This window comes from Nostoc sp. CALU 1950 (assembly GCF_051172895.1).
Lineage (GTDB): Bacteria > Cyanobacteriota > Cyanobacteriia > Cyanobacteriales > Nostocaceae > Nostoc > Nostoc edaphicum_A.
In genome coordinates, this window is record NZ_JBDNJQ010000489.1 from 1 (window position 1) to 250 (window position 250).

1 pseudogene is annotated in these 250 nt (G+C 45.6%); it reads right to left on the bottom strand.

Annotated elements, in window-relative coordinates:
• Positions 1 to 250: pseudogene (locus ABF638_RS38520) on the bottom strand (GIN domain-containing protein); the annotation flags it as partial.

Below are 250 nucleotides of genomic sequence, written 5' to 3' on the forward strand. Positions count from 1 at the left end.
TGAGATACAGAACATTGTCAGCTACACGACTTTCTAGCAACGGCAGAATGTTGTCATCTGCGGTGATCGTGAGGGACTCTTTTCCCGTCTGCTGTATCGTGACTTTACCTACGGATTTACTAGAAATGGATGAGAATCGACCTACTTCTCTAGATTCGGTCTTAACTATTCCAGAGCCTCTAAGCCCACCCAAATTGAGAGAGCAGCCTGTGAACAGGCTCAAAGCTGTTAAACACACAACCAAACCGTA